21 protein-coding genes are annotated in these 16,269 nt (G+C 56.7%); 13 read left to right on the forward strand and 8 right to left on the reverse strand.

Annotation, left to right across the window (positions count from 1 at the left end; genetic code table 11):
* Positions 1 to 17: 17 nt before the first annotated feature.
* From flgD to flgB, 3 genes are read right to left on the reverse strand one after another with little or no spacing between them, the layout of a single operon-like run.
* Positions 18 to 722 (reverse strand): flagellar hook assembly protein FlgD, encoded by a 705-nt coding sequence (flgD, locus tag WFO70_RS08350; protein WP_337015594.1) that lies wholly within the window; start codon positions 720 to 722, stop codon positions 18 to 20.
* Between the two features lie 11 nt (positions 723 to 733).
* Positions 734 to 1,138: a flagellar basal body rod protein FlgC gene (gene flgC, locus WFO70_RS08355; RefSeq protein WP_337015595.1), complete on the reverse strand. Its 405-nt coding sequence runs from the start codon at positions 1,136 to 1,138 to the stop codon at positions 734 to 736.
* 2 nt (positions 1,139 to 1,140) lie between these two features.
* The gene (gene flgB / locus WFO70_RS08360) at positions 1,141 to 1,557 is read right to left on the reverse strand and encodes a flagellar basal body rod protein FlgB (protein WP_337015596.1); all 417 of its coding nucleotides are present in this window, start codon (positions 1,555 to 1,557) and stop codon (positions 1,141 to 1,143) included.
* 161 nt (positions 1,558 to 1,718) lie between these two features.
* On the opposite strand from flgB, the gene flgA reads away from it, so the two are divergent.
* From flgA to flgN, 3 genes are all read left to right on the forward strand, one after another.
* Positions 1,719 to 2,375, forward strand: a complete 657-nt coding sequence (gene flgA / locus WFO70_RS08365) for a flagellar basal body P-ring formation chaperone FlgA (protein WP_337015597.1) — start codon at positions 1,719 to 1,721, stop codon at positions 2,373 to 2,375.
* Positions 2,376 to 2,468: 93 nt separating this feature from the next.
* Positions 2,469 to 2,756, forward strand: a complete 288-nt coding sequence (flgM, locus tag WFO70_RS08370; protein ID WP_333850105.1) for a flagellar biosynthesis anti-sigma factor FlgM — start codon at positions 2,469 to 2,471, stop codon at positions 2,754 to 2,756.
* A 7-nt stretch (positions 2,757 to 2,763) separates the two neighbouring features.
* Positions 2,764 to 3,186, forward strand: a complete 423-nt coding sequence (flgN, locus tag WFO70_RS08375) for a flagella biosynthesis chaperone FlgN (RefSeq protein ID WP_337015598.1) — start codon at positions 2,764 to 2,766, stop codon at positions 3,184 to 3,186.
* Between the two features lie 55 nt (positions 3,187 to 3,241).
* Here flgN and murJ read toward each other — a convergent pair whose 3' ends face one another.
* The 4 genes from murJ to rimJ all read right to left on the reverse strand — a co-directional run bounded on the left by murJ (position 3,242) and on the right by rimJ (position 7,098).
* Positions 3,242 to 4,777: a murein biosynthesis integral membrane protein MurJ gene (gene murJ / locus WFO70_RS08380; RefSeq protein ID WP_337015599.1), complete on the reverse strand. Its 1,536-nt coding sequence runs from the start codon at positions 4,775 to 4,777 to the stop codon at positions 3,242 to 3,244.
* A 150-nt stretch (positions 4,778 to 4,927) separates the two neighbouring features.
* Positions 4,928 to 5,851, reverse strand: a complete 924-nt coding sequence (locus WFO70_RS08385; RefSeq protein ID WP_337015600.1) for a Gfo/Idh/MocA family protein — start codon at positions 5,849 to 5,851, stop codon at positions 4,928 to 4,930.
* 2 nt (positions 5,852 to 5,853) lie between these two features.
* Positions 5,854 to 6,504, reverse strand: coding sequence for a YceH family protein (locus tag WFO70_RS08390; protein ID WP_337015601.1), 651 nt, complete (start codon positions 6,502 to 6,504; stop codon positions 5,854 to 5,856).
* A gap of 9 nt (positions 6,505 to 6,513) precedes the next feature.
* On the reverse strand, positions 6,514 to 7,098 hold the full coding sequence (gene rimJ, locus WFO70_RS08395) for a ribosomal protein S5-alanine N-acetyltransferase (RefSeq protein WP_142489056.1): 585 nt from the start codon (positions 7,096 to 7,098) through the stop codon (positions 6,514 to 6,516).
* A 234-nt stretch (positions 7,099 to 7,332) separates the two neighbouring features.
* Between rimJ and mdtH the strand changes: the two genes are divergently transcribed.
* The 9 genes from mdtH to WFO70_RS08440 all read left to right on the forward strand — a co-directional run bounded on the left by mdtH (position 7,333) and on the right by WFO70_RS08440 (position 14,015).
* Positions 7,333 to 8,541 (forward strand): multidrug efflux MFS transporter MdtH, encoded by a 1,209-nt coding sequence (gene mdtH / locus WFO70_RS08400; protein ID WP_337015603.1) that lies wholly within the window; start codon positions 7,333 to 7,335, stop codon positions 8,539 to 8,541.
* A gap of 99 nt (positions 8,542 to 8,640) precedes the next feature.
* On the forward strand, positions 8,641 to 9,201 hold the full coding sequence (locus tag WFO70_RS08405) for a lipoprotein (RefSeq protein ID WP_337015604.1): 561 nt from the start codon (positions 8,641 to 8,643) through the stop codon (positions 9,199 to 9,201).
* Positions 9,202 to 9,312: 111 nt separating this feature from the next.
* The gene (gene pyrC / locus WFO70_RS08410; RefSeq protein WP_337015605.1) at positions 9,313 to 10,359 is read left to right on the forward strand and encodes a dihydroorotase; all 1,047 of its coding nucleotides are present in this window, start codon (positions 9,313 to 9,315) and stop codon (positions 10,357 to 10,359) included.
* A gap of 74 nt (positions 10,360 to 10,433) precedes the next feature.
* Positions 10,434 to 10,679, forward strand: coding sequence for a DNA damage-inducible protein I (gene dinI, locus WFO70_RS08415; RefSeq protein ID WP_337015606.1), 246 nt, complete (start codon positions 10,434 to 10,436; stop codon positions 10,677 to 10,679).
* A 270-nt stretch (positions 10,680 to 10,949) separates the two neighbouring features.
* A complete protein-coding gene (gene bssS / locus WFO70_RS08420) occupies positions 10,950 to 11,204 on the forward strand; it encodes a biofilm formation regulator BssS (RefSeq protein ID WP_142489051.1) in 255 nt (84 codons plus the stop codon).
* 117 nt (positions 11,205 to 11,321) lie between these two features.
* A complete protein-coding gene (gene solA / locus WFO70_RS08425) occupies positions 11,322 to 12,440 on the forward strand; it encodes an N-methyl-L-tryptophan oxidase (protein ID WP_337015608.1) in 1,119 nt (372 codons plus the stop codon).
* Positions 12,441 to 12,496: 56 nt separating this feature from the next.
* Entirely contained in the window at positions 12,497 to 12,610 is a 114-nt protein-coding gene (locus WFO70_RS08430; RefSeq protein WP_103792939.1) for a YceO family protein, read from the forward strand.
* 261 nt (positions 12,611 to 12,871) lie between these two features.
* Positions 12,872 to 13,438, forward strand: coding sequence for a cytochrome b (locus tag WFO70_RS08435; protein ID WP_337015609.1), 567 nt, complete (start codon positions 12,872 to 12,874; stop codon positions 13,436 to 13,438).
* Between the two features lies 1 nt (position 13,439).
* Positions 13,440 to 14,015, forward strand: a complete 576-nt coding sequence (locus WFO70_RS08440) for a YceI family protein (protein WP_312079952.1) — start codon at positions 13,440 to 13,442, stop codon at positions 14,013 to 14,015.
* 45 nt (positions 14,016 to 14,060) lie between these two features.
* Here WFO70_RS08440 and trhO read toward each other — a convergent pair whose 3' ends face one another.
* Positions 14,061 to 15,110, reverse strand: coding sequence for an oxygen-dependent tRNA uridine(34) hydroxylase TrhO (trhO, locus tag WFO70_RS08445; protein WP_337015610.1), 1,050 nt, complete (start codon positions 15,108 to 15,110; stop codon positions 14,061 to 14,063).
* Positions 15,111 to 15,331: 221 nt separating this feature from the next.
* On the opposite strand from trhO, the gene WFO70_RS08450 reads away from it, so the two are divergent.
* Entirely contained in the window at positions 15,332 to 16,258 is a 927-nt protein-coding gene (locus WFO70_RS08450; protein ID WP_337015611.1) for a Kdo(2)-lipid IV(A) acyltransferase, read from the forward strand.
* The last annotated feature ends 11 nt before the right edge of the window (positions 16,259 to 16,269 follow it).

The following is a 16,269-nucleotide window of genomic DNA, read 5'->3' on the forward strand; positions in this document are numbered from 1 at the left end:
AGTTACTCCTAAAGGGTTTAAATAATCTGCCGAACTTCGTCGAGCGTGGTGGTACCGTGAGTCCCGAGATCCAGCGTGTTACCGCTGCTGCTGCGGATCACGCCCTGCACCATCGCAAACTGCAGGGGCTGTGCCACCAGCTGCGTGCTGCCGCTGCTGGCGGAAATCGCCACGTTGTAAGAGCCGTTTGGCGCCGTGGTGCCGTCGGTCAGGGTGCCGTCCCAGGTAAAGGTATGGACGCCCGCTTTCAGCTCGCCAATGTCAATGGTACGCACCACTGCACCGTTCTTATCGGTGATGGTGGCGGTCACTTTGTCCGCGCTCTGCTGCAGCTCAACGCCAAACGGAGTGGTGGAGGTCGTGGTTGAGCCTTCGGCACCGCTGGTACCTGCCAGAACGGTAGAGCCCGGGATCATCACGCCATGGCCAATCAGCGTGCTGGCCTGCATCGACTGGCTGCTGTCGATCTGTCCGGAGATGGAGCCCAGCGTAGTGTTGAGTTTCTCGATGCCGCTCACCGTACTGATCTGCGCAAGCTGCGTGGTCAGTTCGTTGTTCTGCATCGGGTTGGTCGGATCCTGGTTTTTCAGCTGCGCAACCAGCAGGGTCAGAAAGCTGCCCTGCAGATCGGAGGCGTTACTTCCGGTCAGCGAGCTGCTGCCGGTGGCGCTGCCGACGCCAGTAGCAGTCGATCTGTCATTTACATTGACGGCGAGGGACATGGATCTCTCCTTTACTGGCCCAGAGTGAGGGTTTTAAGCATCATGCTTTTCACGGTGTTCAGGACTTCTACGTTGGCCTGGTAGCTGCGGGAAGCCGACATGGTGTTAACCATTTCGCCGACCACATCCACGTTAGGCATTTTGACGTAGCCGCTGGCGTCGGCCAGCGGGTTGCCTGGTTCATACACCAGTTTGTCCGGGGCCTGGCTCTCAATCACGCTGGCCACTTTTACCCCGCCGGTTTGCGCACCCGGTGCAGCATCCACCTGGAACACCACCTGCTTGGCGCGGTAGGGTTGACCGTCCGGACCCGTCACGCTGTCGGCGTTCGCCATGTTACTGGCGGCAACGTTCAGACGCTGGGACTGCGCGGTCAGGGCTGAACCCGCGATATCAAAGATATTGAGTAAGGCCATTATTAATTGCCTCCCTGCAGAACACTCATCATGCCTTTAATCTGTCCGCCGAGAACGGTCAGCCCCATCTGGTACTTGAGGCTGTTATCAGCGAACTGCGTACGCTCCCGGTCCATATCGACGGTGTTACCGTCCAGGGATGGCTGATCGGGGATGCGATAAAGTAAATCGGTACTCGGGGTGGTTACGGTCTCTGCGGGAATATGGCGTGCAGAGGTCAGCGCAAGGGCAACACCGCTATTCTCGGCCCGACCACGCTCCATCACTTTCTTTAATTCACTGGAAAAATCGATATCACGCGCCTGAAACCCGGGGGTATCGGCGTTGGCGATATTGGCGGCCAGAATCTCCTGACGCTGGGCACGCAAGTTGAGCGCTTCTTGCTGAAAACGTAGCGCGGCGTCGAGTTTATCGAGCATGTCTCCTCCGCTGATGGCAAAATTTCAGTGGATAGCTTAAATCTCCACCCGTCTCTGTCATCGACGGAATAAGCGCAAAATGCGTCGCTATTTATTGCGTTGATGCCCGGCCGCTACAGGTAGAATTCTGCTCATTCTGTAATCCGACGGTATCTGGCGATATGGCATTCAAACGTGGTGTGACCGCAACCCTCCTCCTCTGGAGCACCCTCTCTCAGGCGCAGGATCTGAACGCCCAGCTGACGGCTTTTTTTGCCCAGCGACTGGCGGGATTCAGCGATGAGGTGTCGGTCCAGGTCCGCACGCCAGCCAGCATGCTCCCCACCTGCGATACGCCTGAATTCAGCGTCCCTGGTAATACCCGTCAGTGGGGCAACCTGAGCGTGACGGCACGATGTGCCAATGAAAAACGGTTTATTCAGGTTGCAGTTCAGGCGACGGGCGATTATGTTGTCGCGTCCCAGAACATCCCCCGGGGTGCGGCCTTGCAGCCCGGTAGCGTAACGCTGAAACGTGGCAGGCTGGATCAGCTCCCGCCGCGCACGATTCTGGATATTAACCAGGCGCAGAACGCCATTAGCTTGCGCGATCTGGTGCCCGGGCAGCCGCTGCAACTGTCGATGCTGCGTCAGGCATGGTTAATCAAAGCCGGGCAGCGGGTGATGGTGATCGCCAGCGGCGACGGCTTTAGCGTGAACAGCGAAGGACAGGCGTTGAACAATGCGGCCGTGGCGCAAAACGCCCGCGTCAGGATGACTTCAGGCCAGGTTGTGAGCGGCACCGTCAATTCTGATGGGAATATTCTGATTAACCTATAATCTTTTTAAAGATTATGCGGCGACTGCCGATAAATCATTAACAAATGAAAATGTCAGGCGCTAACGCCGCCAACCCTCGATGAGGACACCACAATGAGCATTGATCGTACATCGCCCCTGAAACCGGTTAGCACTGTACAACCTCGCGAACTGAATGACACTGCGACGGCAAAAACGCGCCTGCAAAAATCGGCAGCGGCCAACAGCACCAGCGTCACGCTGAGCGATGCCCAGGCGAAACTGATGCAGCCGGGCAGCAACGATATCAACATGGAACGTGTTGAAGCGCTGAAAACTGCGATCCGTAACGGTGAGCTGAAAATGGATACCAGTAAAATCGCTGACGCGCTGATCCAGGATGCGCAAAGTTTTTTAGAGTAATCGCCGTATGAGTCGTCTGACGGAAATAATGGATCAAATGACGGTCGTCTTAAACGACCTGAAGACGGTAATGGACGCCGAGCAACAGCAGCTCTCTGCCGGGCATGTTAACGGCAGCGCGCTGCAGCGCATTACAGAAGATAAAAGCTCACTGCTGGGCACTCTGGATTATCTGGAGCAGCAGCGACGCACCGAGCAGACCGCGCGCCTTAGTGCTAATGATGATGTGGCCGATCGCTGGCAAACTATTACTGAAAAAACTCAGCATCTGCGCGACCTCAATCAGCACAACGGCTGGTTACTCGAAGGGCAAATCACCCGCAACCAGCAGGCGCTGGAGGTGCTGAAGCCGCATCAGGAGCCGGCACTGTATGGCGCTAATGGCCAGACATCCAGCTCACGCAGCGGCGGGAAGAAGTTTTCGATTTAAGTGCCCGGATAAGACAGAGAATGGGGAGTACCGACAGGTACTCCCCTTTTTTGCGTTACGCCGTGCGGCGGGCGAACTCTTTTACCTTAAAGCCCAGCACCGCAAGGGTGGCGAAGTATGCCACCACACCCACTACCACCACGGCCATCAGGCGCAGCAGACGATAAGGCATGGTGCCCAGCGACCAGTCCGGCATCACATACAGCATCCCCACCAGCGCTGCGGCCATCACCAGCACCGCAATCACCAGACGCAGCAGGAAGCTCGACCAGCCCGGCTGGGGGGTAAAGATCTTCTGCTTTCTCAGCTGCCAGTAGAGCAGCCCGGCATTGAGGCAGGCCGCCAGACCAATGGAGAGGGACAGACCGGCATGTTTCAGCGGGCCGATAAAGGCCAGGTTCATCACCTGGGTCATGATCAGGGTGACGATGGCGATCTTCACCGGGGTCTTGATGTCCTGACGCGAGTAGAAGCCCGGGGCTAACACTTTCACCACGATCAGCCCCATCAGACCGACAGAATAGGCCACCAGCGCCCGCTGGGTCATGGCGGCGTCAAAGGCGGTAAATTTGCCGTACTGGAACAGGGAGACGGTCAGCGGTTTGGCGAGGATCCCCAGCGCCACCGCGCTCGGCAGCGCCAGCAGGAAGCAGAGGCGCAACCCCCAGTCCATCAGGCGGCAATACTCATCATGATTGCCGCTGGCAAAGCTGCGGGAGAGTGACGGCAGCAGAATCGTCCCCAGCGCAACCCCCAGCACCCCGGACGGAAACTCCATCAGGCGGTCAGCATAGTACATCCACGACACCGATCCGGAGACGAGGAACGAGGCAAAGATGGTGTTGATGATCAGCGAAATCTGGCTTACCGAAACGCCTAAGATCGCCGGGCCCATCTGCTTCACCACCCGCATGGCCCCGGCATCGCGCAGGTTAATGCGCGGCAGCACCAGCATGCCGATCTTCTTCAGATGCGGTAGCTGATACGCCAGCTGCAGCACGCCGCCCACCGTCACCGCCCAGGCAAGAGCCAGTACCGGCGGATGGAAGTGCGGCGCGGCAAACAGCGCAAAGCCGATCATGCTGACGTTCAGAAACGTTGGCGCGAAAGCCGGGACCGAGAAGCGGTTCCAGGTGTTCAGGATGGCCCCCACCAGAGACGCCAGCGAGATCAGCAGAATATAGGGGAAGGTGATGCGCAGCAGTTGCGAGGTCAGCGCAAACTTGTCGGCGGTATCGGCAAAGCCGGGGGCGGTGATCATAATCACCCACGGCGCGGCCAGCATCCCGATCACCGTGACGATCGCCAGAGCGAGGGTCAGCAGTCCCGAGACGTAGGAGACAAATACCTTCGTTGCGTCTTCACCCTGCTTGCTTTTGTACTCCGCCAGAATAGGGACGAAAGCCTGAGAAAACGCCCCTTCGGCAAAGATACGTCGCAGCAGGTTGGGCAGCTTAAAAGCAACAAAAAAGGCGTCAGTCGCCATCCCTGCGCCAAAGACCCTCGCCACAATGGCGTCGCGCGCAAAGCCCAGCACGCGCGAAAACATGGTCATCGAGCTGACGGCAGCCAGCGATTTTAATAGGTTCATTAACGTGAGCTTCCACTACCTGAAACAAAACGCCTGCAGAGCAGGCGTAATTTCGCCGGGTGGCGTGATGCTTACCCGGCCTACAAGACACAAAACGCGCCTAGTCTACTCGTAAAAACACGAATTGCTATGGGCAGATGTTACAGCGGGTTATTCACTCATGGCATCGCGCCAGAGCTTCTCCACGATACGCTGGGCGCGGATCGCCTGTTCGCCTGCGGTTTCAGGAACCGTCTGATTTTGCACGCATTCGATAAAGTGACGCGCGCAACCCGCAAAGCCGCGCTGCTCCAGGGTGCTCTGCCAGCCCGGAATGGCAGGCGTAACCACCCCTGCCCCACGTTCTTCGCGCCACTCGCGCATATCGGTGATGTCCAGCAGCGCCCCGTCGGTAACCGCCTGGATCCACTCCCGCTGGCTGCCCGCCCGGCGGTGCATGGAGGTAGTGATCTGCAAACTGCCGGCGCTGAAATGGTGCTCGGCATAGACCATCGCCCCCTGCTCGTTAGTCAGCAGTGTGCCGCCAGAGAGCTGCGCATTATCGCCCGCCAGCCACAGAGCGGTATCCACCACGTGCAGATAATCATCCAGCAGGGTGAAACGCAGGTCGTTAGGCCCGATGCTGTCGGCGCGGTGCTTATCCATCCGCAGGGAGGCCGCATGACCGAGTTGGCTTTTCAGCTGCTGGTAGAGCGGCGCGAAGCGGCGGTTGAAGCCGACCATCAGGGTGAGCTTCTTCCGGGCGGCGAGGTCAATCAGGCGCTCGGCGTCGGCCAGGTTATCGGCCAGCGGTTTATCGACGCAGACATGGACGCCCGCTTTAAGCAGTTCGCTGACCACCTGATAGTGAGTGACGGTGGCAGTGTGGACAAAGACCACATCGCACGCGCGGGCCAGCTCCTGTAACGACTCATAATAAGGCATGCGCACGGACTCGCAGATCCGCAGGGCCTTATCCCGCGACGGCGACCAGGCCCCCTGTAACGTCCAGTCTGTCGCGGCGCTCAGCACCGGCAGCCAGGCTTTCTGCGCGATACCGCCCAGCCCCACAACGCCTACACGTAATTTTGCCACCGTTAATCTCCCAGATGTGCCAGCAGCGAATCGAGGCGCTGCTTAAGTTCTTCGACTTCGTTTTCGAGCGCCTCAACGCGGGCCAGTAAGGTCTCATCCGCCACCGGCGCGGCGGCCTCGGGTGCTGCGACGGTCGTATCGACCTCACCGCTGAAGAGGTGCATATAGCGGCTTTCCCGCTTGCCCGGCTCGCGCGCCAGACGCAGGACAAAAGGCCCATCTTCCCGGGCAGCCAGGCCTTCGAGCGCCTGCTCCACCTCCTGCATATCCGCGAACTCGTGCATACGCGCGGCCCGGGTACGCAGCTCGCCCGGCGTCTGCGCGCCACGCAGCAGCAGGGTGGCGATCAGCGCCACTTCGGCAGAGTTCAGCTTCAGGGCACCAAACTCGGAGTTGCAAAACCGCTGCTCATATTTGGTGACACGATTGCCAAAGCCGCTGACGGTGCGCAGATAGTGGTGTTTAACCAGCGCATCGAGCAGATCCTGTACCTCATGCTCGGCGAGGTTCATCACCGGCTCACGGTTGGTTTTCTGGTTGCAGGCCAGGGTGACCGCATTCACCGAGAGCGGATACTGTTCCGGCGTGGTGACCTGTTTTTCCAACAGGCAGCCGATGACCCGGGCTTCTGTAGCGGTTAACTGGTATTTCATCTCTGTTCCTTAGCGCCCCGCGCTCCACTCTTTGGTTGTCAGCGCCGTCAGGACATGATCGCGCCATTCGCCATCAATCAGCAGGTAGTCTTTGGCGTAGCCCTCTTTTTCGAACCCGAGGCGCGCCAGCAGATCCCCGCTGCGCTGATTGTGCGGCATGTAGTTGGCCATAATGCGGTGCATATGCTGCGTCCTTTGCATATAGCGAATGGCCGAGGTTAAGGCCTCAAACATCAGCCCCTGCCCCTGCCATTTTTGCCCGATGGAGTAGCCCAGATAGCAGGCGTGAAAGGATCCCCGCACCACGTTAGAGAAGTTGGCGATCCCGACGATCTCTTTCTCATCCGGATCGAGCAGGGCAAAATAGAACGCCGAGCCCTGCTTGTGAAACTCGGCAATCATGCTCAGCCGGGCCTGCCAGCCGGAAGGATAACAGTGGCTTTCATCCCGCACGGGTTCCCAGGGTTTTAAAAACTGACGATTCTCAGCGTAGTAGTCCGCCAGACGCCAGGCATCACGCTCGTGCACCAGACGAACCACCAGCCGGTCGGTCGTCAGGCGCACTTTCGGCACATTACTGCGATAGCCAAACATGGATACAACTCCTTCCTGTAACAACCTTGACCCGTTAGCTTTACTATACCTGCGCCGCTGCCGTCTGGGAAAACAGTGACATACCATTTTGAAGACTTTTCACATTTTTCGATTAAAAGCCTCAATCAAAGTACCCTTTTGATAAAAAAATATTGTCGCCTGCGCGATGGGAAAAACCCCGGCGAAACCGCAGAATATTAGCGCGCTCATCATTTTTATTTCCCTGGAGGGGAAATGTCTCGTATATCACAGGCCCGGAGTCTGGGTAAATATTTCCTGCTTGTCGATAACATGCTGGTTGTCCTCGGCTTTTTTGTCGTTTTCCCGCTTATTTCGATTCGCTTTGTCGATCAGATGGGCTGGGCGGCGCTGATGGTCGGCATTGCCCTGGGTCTGCGCCAGTTTGTCCAGCAGGGGCTGGGGGTGTTTGGCGGAGCCATTGCCGACCGCTTCGGCGCTAAACCAATGATTGTCACCGGCATGCTGCTGCGGGCTGCGGGGTTTGCCACCATGGCCATCGCCCATGAGCCCTGGCTACTGTGGGTCTCCTGCTTGATCTCCGGGCTCGGCGGCACCCTGTTCGACCCACCGCGCACGGCATTAGTGGTCAAGCTGATCCGCCCTCAGCATCGCGGGCGCTTTTTCTCCCTGCTGATGATGCAGGACAGCGCCGGGGCGGTAGTAGGCGCACTGCTGGGCAGCTGGCTGCTGCAGTATGATTTCCGCCTGGTCTGTGCCACGGGCGCGGTGCTGTTTATCCTCTGCGCGGGCTTCAACGCCTGGCTGCTGCCCGCCTGGAAACTCTCCACCGTTAAAGCGCCGGTGCGTGAGGGGCTGGATCGGGTCTGGCGGGACAAACGCTTTATCACCTACGTCCTGACTCTGGCGGGCTATTACATGCTGGGGGTACAGGTGATGCTGATGCTGCCGATTATGGTTAACGATGTGGCGGGCTCCCCGGCACCGGTCAAATGGATGTACGCCATTGAGGCCTGCCTCTCCCTGACGCTGCTCTACCCGATTGCCCGCTGGAGTGAAAAACGCTTCCGCCTCGAACACCGCCTGATGGCGGGTCTGCTGCTGATGTCCCTGAGCATGCTGCCCATCGGGATGGTGAGCTCCCTGCAACAGCTGTTTATGCTGATCTGCACCTTCTATATCGGCTCCATCATCGCCGAACCGGCCCGGGAAACCCTGAGCGCCGAACTGGCCGACCCGCGTGCGCGGGGCAGCTATATGGGGTTCAGCCGTCTCGGGCTGGCGATCGGCGGCGCGCTGGGGTATGCCGGGGGTGGCTGGTTGTTCGACGCCGGGAAAGCCTTCAATCAACCCGAGCTGCCGTGGATGATGCTGGCCTTGATCGGGGTTATCACCTTCTTTGCGCTGGGCTGGCAGTTCAGCCATAAACGCCGCGTGCCCGTTATCCTCGAGCCCGGAGCCTGACAGGCGCAGATATCAGTTTTTTCTGCTGGTCTGGCTCACTCTCCCCTGACATACTGGCGCGTCAGGATTGAAGCGCTGACATTTATGTCGAGGAAAACCATGAAAAAGATCGTTATTGCCACTGCGTTGATCATCAGCGGCCTGCTGGTTGGTTGTAATCAGCTCACCCAGTACACTGTCAGTGAACAGGAGATCAACCAGGCACTGCAAAAGCGCAATAACTTTGCGAAAGATATTGGCGTTCCGGGCGTGGCGGATGCGCATATCGTCCTGACCAACCTTGCCAGCCAGATTGGCCGCGAGGAGCCGAACAAAGTGATGCTCTCCGGCGACGCCAGCCTGGACATGAACTCGCTGTTCGGCAGTCAGAAAGCCAACATTAAACTGAAATTAAAAGCGCTGCCGGTCTTTAATAAAGATCAGGGCGCTATCTATCTGCAGCAGATGGAGATCGCCGACGCCGTGGTGTCGCCGGACAAGATGAAGCCCGTCCTGCAAACCCTGATGCCCTATCTGAACCAGTCGCTGCAGAACTACTTTAACCAGCAGCCAGCCTACATCCTGAGCGAAGATAACAGCAAGGGTGAAGCTCTGGCGAAAAAATACGCAAAAGGCATCGAAGTGAAGCCGGGTGAGATTGTCATTCCCTTCGTCGATTAACCTCCAGGGCGCTTCGGCGCCCTTTTTTTTACAGAAAAGAGTGCAAACGAAAACGTTTCCCCCTATTCTTTGTGTCCGGCAAAAATCATCTCACTCAGCCGGAGCCTATCCATGACTGCACCATCCCAGGTTTTGAAAATTCGCCGCCCAGACGACTGGCATATCCATCTTCGCGATGGCGAGATGCTCAACACTGTCGTGCCCTATACCAGTGAAATTTATGGCCGCGCGATTGTCATGCCAAACCTGGTGCCACCCGTCACCACGGTCGAGGCGGCGATTGCCTATCGCCAGCGCATTCTTGACGCCGTGCCTGCCGGTCACGATTTTACCCCGCTGATGACCTGTTACCTGACCGACACGCTCGATCCGAACGAGATAGAACGCGGCTTTAACGAAGGGGTGTTTACCGCCGCCAAGCTTTATCCGGCCAACGCCACCACCAACTCCAGCCACGGCGTGACCAGCATCGACGCCATTATGCCGGTACTGGAGCGTATGGAAAAACTGGGGATGCCGCTGCTGGTACACGGTGAAGTCACCCACGCCGAGATCGACATTTTCGACCGGGAAGCGCGTTTTATCGAAACCGTGATGGAGCCGCTACGCCAGCGCCTGCCGGGTCTGAAAGTGGTGTTTGAACACATCACCACCAAGGACGCCGCCGAGTATGTGCGCAACGGCAACGAGCTTCTGGCCGCTACCATCACGCCGCAGCACCTGATGTTCAACCGCAACCACATGCTGGTGGGCGGCGTGCGCCCTCACCTCTATTGCCTGCCGATCCTCAAGCGTAATATCCACCAGCAGGCACTGCGTGAGCTGGTCGCCAGCGGCTTTGAGCGCGCCTTCCTCGGCACCGACTCCGCTCCGCACGCCCGTCATCGCAAAGAGGCCAGCTGCGGCTGTGCAGGCTGCTTCAACGCCCCTACCGCGCTGGCCAGCTATGCCCAGGTCTTTGACGAGATGAACGCCCTGCAGCACTTCGAGGCCTTCTGCTCTCTGAACGGCCCACGCTTCTATGGCCTGCCGGTCAATGAGACCTTCGTTGAGCTGGTTCGCGAAGAGAGCAGCGTGGTGGAGTCCATTGCGCTGACGGATGACACCCTGATCCCGTTCCTTGCGGGTGAAACCGTGCACTGGACGGTAAAACGCTAAAAATTGTGGGCCCCCTGTTGTAAGTTCAACAATATAACTGTATAAATAAACAGTATATTACACAGGGGGCAACTATGCGTATCGAAGTGACCATTGCCAGAACAACTGCTTTGCCTGCCGGCGCGCTGGACGCGCTGGCGGGTGAATTATCCCGCCGTATAAATGATTCCTTCCCCGAACGCAATGGTGCTGTCACCGTGCGTTATGCCGGGTCAAACAATCTGTCGGTCATCGGTGGCGCTAAAGAAGATAAAGAGCGCATCAGCGAAATTCTGCAGGAAACCTGGGAGAGCGCTGACGACTGGTTTATTACCGATTAACTTTATCCCTCTTTGTTTTTTTTTGCCGGGTCGCCCCGGCTTTTTTTCGTCTGTGCAACGATAGTACGAATAATCTGAGTGACTCCCGCAAAAATCATCAGCAAGATGATGTTTTAATGTTCAAACAATCCTAAAACGCACAAATTTGTTGTGCTGCCTGTTTCTTTTTCCCTTCAGAAGCCTTATTTATTGATATACTGAAATTGCTTCAGAAAAACACGCATTGAACCTCACAGTCGTTGTCTTTTAACACGTATTCAGGGGGTTATGATGGAAAAGAATAATGAAGTCATCCAGACACATCCGCTTGTTGGCTGGGATATCAGCACTGTAGACAGCTACGACGCACTGATGCTGCGTTTGCATTACCAGACTCCGAATCACCCTGACACTGAAGAAGCGGAAGTTGGGCAAACGCTATGGTTAACAACAGACGTTGCACGTCAGTTTATTTCTATTTTAGAAGCCGGTATTGCAAAAATAGAATCCAGTGACTACCAGGCAAATGAGTACCGGCGACATTGATGCAATGTCAACACCTCACCCAAAAAGGCACCTGACGGTGCCTCATTTATTTCACCCTTGTATAACCATCCCGTCTTAATTACCCTGCTAAGCAACGAAACGCGTAAAGAGAATCTGATGAAATACGATTTAATTATTATTGGCAGCGGATCTGTCGGTGCAGCGGCAGGTTATTACGCTACACGAGCCGGTCAAAACGTACTGATGATCGATGCCCATATGCCCCCCCACAGCGAAGGGAGCCACCACGGCGACACCCGCCTGATGCGCCACGCTTACGGCGAGGGTGAACGCTATGTGCCGCTGGTTTTGCGCGCCCAGGCGCTGTGGGACGAGCTGGCCCAGATCAGCGGTGAACCGGTCTTTGAGCGCACGGGGGTGGTCAATCTCGGGCCGTCCGATTCATCATTCCTGGCGAACGTTGAGCAGAGCGCCCGCCAGTTCAATCTCAACCTTGAGCGGCTGGACGCGGCGGCGGTGATGAAGCGCTGGCCTGAAATTCAGGTTCCTGAAGGGTATATCGGTCTGTTTGAGGCCGAGTCCGGGGTGCTGCGCAGCGAACTGGCGATCAAAACCTGGATTGCACTGGCGAAAGAGGCGGGCTGCGCGCAGCTGTTTAACTGCCCGGTCACCGGGATTTCCCATCAGGACGACGGCGTCACCGTCGAAACCCCGGAAGGCCCGTACCGCGCAAATCGCCTGCTGGTGAGCGCCGGAACCTGGGTATCGCGCCTGGTGCCTGGCCTGCCGGTTCAGCCGGTGCGTAAGGTGTTCTCGTGGTTCCAGTCCGACGGTCGTTACAGCCATCAGAACCACTTCCCGGCCTTTACCGGCGAGCTGCCTGACGGGGATCAGTTCTACGGCTTCCCGTCCGAGAAAGACGCCCTGAAGATCGGCAAACACAACGGCGGGCAGGTTATCAACGCCCCGGAAGAGCGTAAGCCCTTTGGCGCTTACCCCGGCGATGGCTCTGAAGCCTTTAAATTCCTGCGCAACGTGCTGCCGGGGATCGGCGGCCTGTTATACGGTGCGGCCTGCACCTATGACAACACCCCGGACGAGGACTTCATCATTGACACCCTGCCGGGCCATGACAATACGCTGCTGATCACCGGCCTGAGCGGGCACGGGTTCAAATTCGCCAGCGTGCTGGGAGAGATTGCCGCGCAATTCTCACAGCAGATCGCCCCGCCGTTTGATCTCACGCCTTTCTCCCTGTCGCGCTTTAGCCGATAATGCTGTCAGGCTTCGGATTGCCGAAGCCTTTCATTCCTTCCATTACCGGTACCCTCATGCGTCGTATTGTTAATTATCTGGTCAATAATATTCGCGAGCATCTGATGCTCTATATTGTGCTGTGGTCGCTGCTGGCGATCCTCGATATTCTGTACATTGTGTTTTTCTGATGCGTTATATTGACAAAAATTGACGATTCTTAAGATAACTATAATTTCACAATAAATTATTTGAACATCATAAAATCGTCATAAGCCGCCTTAAATCAGTTCCAGTCACAAAGCATTAACAGCCACATTGACCATTTCCACTTATTTTATTTCAAAATAATTGAACGAAAAATATTAATAATGAATATCTGTAAATATCATTTGCATTAATGTTTCCCGCACGCCATTTTGAGCCCTTGCTTATTAATGATGGTGTTCACAATGCAAGTGCGTAATTCCCCCACACGCTATGGCGTTATTTCCATGAGTTTGCACTGGCTGATGGCTATTGCTGTGTATGGCATGTTCGGCCTTGGATTATGGATGGTCACCCTCAGCTATTACGATGGCTGGTATCACCAGGCACCCGAGCTGCACAAAAGCATCGGCTTTATGCTGATGCTGGCGCTGGTGGTGCGTCTGCTGTGGCGGCATATTTCCCCGGTGCCGCCGGCGCTGAAAAGCCAGTCGCGCGCCACCCGTCTGGGCGCTGCCGCGGCGCATATTGCCCTCTATGCGGTGCTGTTCGCCATTCTCATCAGCGGCTATTTGATTTCCACCGCCGACGGCAAGCCAATCAGCGTCTTCGGCCTGTTTGACGTCCCTGCCCTGCTGGCAGATGCCGGGGCGCAGGCCGATCTGGCCGGGACCGTTCACCTGTGGCTGGCCTGGGGCCTGGTCTCGTTATCTGTACTGCATGGTCTTGCGGCCATGAAACACCACTTTATCGACAAAGACGCCACCCTGACACGTATGTTGGGCAAAGCGTCACCTGACTCTGGAGCATAAAATGAAAAAAAGCCTGCTGGGATTAACCTTAGGTTCTCTGCTGTTCACCACTGGCGCCGCGGTGGCAGCTGACTACAAAATTGATAAACAAGGTCAGCACGCCTTTGTGAATTTCCGCATCCAGCATCTGGGCTATAGCTGGCTGTACGGCACCTTTAAGGATTTCGACGGCTCCTTCACCTTCGATGAGAGCAATCCGGCGGCCGACAAGGTCAACGTGACCCTGAACACCAACAGCCTGGACACCAACCACGCCGAGCGCGATAAGCACCTGCGCAGCGCGGATTTCCTCAACGTAGCGAAATTCCCGCAGGCGACCTTCACCTCGACCGAGGTGAAAAAAGACGGTGAGGGTCTGGATATTACCGGCAATCTGACGCTGAACGGCGTGACGAAGCCGGTCAAGCTGGATGCGAAACTGATTGGTCAGGGTGACGACCCGTGGGGCGGCAAACGCGCAGGATTTGAAGCGACAGGTAAAATCCACCTGAAAGACTTCAACATCACGACCGATCTGGGCCCGGCGTCGCAGGACGTGGAGCTGATTATTTCGGTGGAAGGGGTTCAGCAGAAGTAATGTCCTCGCCCGGTCAGCATTGCGTGACCGGGCAAGGTTTCAGGGTTATTCCGGATCGGGAATGCCCAGACGGGTGTTCAGACGCCCACGGGATTTATTGAAGATCTTATTACCATTCTCGCGACCGGCACGGCGGCGGCGCTGCTCCTCTTCCGGCAACATACTCTCCTCGCTACACAGCTCGCTGCAGCAGCCGTTGAACTTCTCGGCGCAGGAAGGACACTGAATAAACAGCAGGTGACAGCCGTCGTTTTTGCAGTTGGTGTGGGTATCGCAGGCTGTGCCGCACTGGTGGCAATGGGCGATCACATCATCAGAGATACGCTCCCCCATCCGCTCGTCAAAAACGAAGTTCTTACCGATAAAGCGCACCGGCAGCCCCTGTTCGCGCGCACGACGGGCATACTCAATGATCCCGCCTTCGATATGCCAGACCTTGTTGAAGCCCTGATGCTTCATGTATGCGCTGGCTTTTTCGCAGCGGATCCCGCCGGTGCAGTACATGACAATTTTCTTGTCCTTATGCTCCTGCATCATCTCTACCGCTTTCGGCAGTTGCTCGCGGAAGGTGTCGGCCGGGATCTCGAGGGCGTTCTCAAAATGGCCCACTTCGTATTCGTAGTGGTTGCGCATATCAATAAATACGGCGTCGGGATCGTCAAGCATGGCGTTAACCTCGGCCGCTTTCAGGTATTCACCCACGTCGCTGGCGTCAAAGGTCGGGTCGTCAATGCCGTCGGCGACAATGCGCTCGCGCACTTTCAGGCGCAGCACCCAGAAGGACTTGCCGTCGTCGTCAAGGGCAACGTTCAGGCGCAGGCCGTCCAGGGCCGGATCGAAGGCATACAGAAACTCCCGCAGTGCGTCGACGTTGCTTTCCGGCACGCTGATCTGGGCGTTGATGCCCTCGTGCGCCAGATAGATACGACCGAAGACGTTCAGGGCAGTTAACGCCTTATACAGCGCATCGCGCGTCGCTTTTGGGTTAACGATGGTGAAATATTTATAGAACGAGATCGTCGTGCGCGGCTCGGTTTCAGCCAACATGCGCGCTTTCAGCTCTTCGTTCGAAATGAGGTTGTGTAACACTGGCATGGTGTACGGTTCCTGCAATCGTAATGAGAATGAAAATCGGTCGGCATCATATAGCAAACAATGGGAATTTACATCCCTTCATTTTGCGTTACATTTCTCCCGTTCAAACGCACGGGCCAGACCATTTGCCGTTTTTATGAACATTTCGCTGCCATGAGTTTTGGATATGAAACGAATAATGCGACAATTGCCCGACAGGACGTATCAAAAACAGGAATGACATGACTCAACTACCTAAATTTTCCACTGCGCTATTACATCCTCGTTACTGGCTGACCTGGGCTGGCATCGGTTTATTATGGTTGCTGGTACATCTGCCCTACCCGCTGATCTACCGTCTCGGCTGTGGCATGGGTCGCCTGGCGATGCGCTTTATGTCCCGCCGCGCCCGGATTGCCCAGCGCAATCTGGAACTCTGTTTCCCGGAGATGAGCCAGCAAGAGCGCCACGAAATGGTGGTCAAAAACTTTGAATCCGTCGGTATGGGGCTGATGGAGACCGGGATGGCCTGGTTCTGGTCCGATAAACGCATGAGGCGCTGGACCGAAGTGACCGGCACCGGCATGGATCCCGTGCATCAGCTGCAGGCGCAAAAAACCGGCATACTGCTGATTGGCGTCCATTTTCTGACCCTGGAAATCGGCGCGCGGATGTTCGGCATGCAGGCCCCCGGCATCGGCGTCTATCGCCCGAACGACAATCCAGTGATCGACTGGCTGCAAACCTGGGGCCGGATGCGCTCCAACAAGAGCATGATCGACCGTAAAGATCTCAAGGGGATGATCCGGGCGCTGAAATCCGGCGAAGTGATCTGGTATGCACCCGACCATGACTACGGCCCAACCGCCAGCGTCTTTGTACCCTTCTTTGCCGTCGACGAGGCAGCCACCACCACCGGCACCTGGACGCTGGCCCGTCTGTCGCAGGCGGCCATTGTGCCCTTCGTACCGCGCCGGAAACCCAACGGCAAAGGCTATGAGCTGATGATGCTGGAACCTGAGTGTTCCCCGCCGTTGGACGATGCGAAAACCACCGCCGCGTGGATGAATAACGTGATTGAGAAGTGCATCCTCCTGGCACCGGAACAGTATATGTGGCTGCATCGCCGCTTTAAAACCCGCCCGGAAGGCGTCCCTTCCCGCTATTAACCTCCTGCCCT

The sequence above is a fragment of the Leclercia sp. AS011 genome (assembly GCF_037152535.1).
Classification (GTDB): domain Bacteria; phylum Pseudomonadota; class Gammaproteobacteria; order Enterobacterales; family Enterobacteriaceae; genus Enterobacter.